Source organism: Psychrobacter sp. 1Y4 (assembly GCF_051847555.1).
Genome location: NZ_JBPYDE010000592.1, coordinates 1 through 688, shown reverse-complemented (window position 1 = coordinate 688; position 688 = coordinate 1). Strand labels below are relative to the sequence as shown.

Below are 688 nucleotides of genomic sequence, written 5' to 3'. Positions count from 1 at the left end.
GGTGACGACTAGAAAGGTGGATATACGTCTTTATACGTATGACGGACAACTGCTACTACCTGCGGCGCGTGTGTATCAAGGTCAGACAACTAATTTCCGTACACCAGGAGGTGGGTTTGCGCCCATCTTTCAGGTGTAATGAGCTAAATAGCACCAACTGCTCTTAATGCTAACCTCTATTAATTGGATATCTGCCAACCTAGGAACATCCACTTGACAGTATAGATTAACAGTATCGGAATGACCACCCACTGAACGAGCGGCAACGCACCTATGCTTAATAACGGAACATCAGGCATCAGCCCACTATAATTCCACCTTTGGCCAGCGCCAGTTGCCCAGTATTCAAAGAGTATTGTCATAGTTAGGCCAACGCCAAGGTATATCGATAAAGTCGACAGACGCCACGGCTTTGCAATCCAGAACCAGTCTTTTACAAACAATGCCGCAAGCACGTAAGCGCCAAAAGCAATATTGGCATCACCGACGGTCGCACGTGTACAAAGCCAGACTACGTCCCAGTGACTCGCTTCGGCCATGCCGGAGAAGAAAGGTACCTGTGCCATCTCCCAAAAAAAATGGAGAAAGAAACTTACGCTCCATACCATCAGGGCAAGCACTGCTGATGTCGCTGCTCGGCGGGATAGGCTTACAAGAGTCATCATTCCTCCAAAAATAGCCATAGCAA

Annotated in this window: 1 protein-coding gene; it reads right to left on the bottom strand. The window is 48.0% G+C overall.

Annotated elements, in window-relative coordinates; genetic code table 11:
- Positions 1–179 precede the first annotated feature (179 nt).
- Entirely contained in the window at positions 180–665 is a 486-nt protein-coding gene (locus ACS8FC_RS17770; protein WP_439297765.1) for a hypothetical protein, read from the bottom strand.
- Positions 666–688 lie beyond the last annotated feature (23 nt).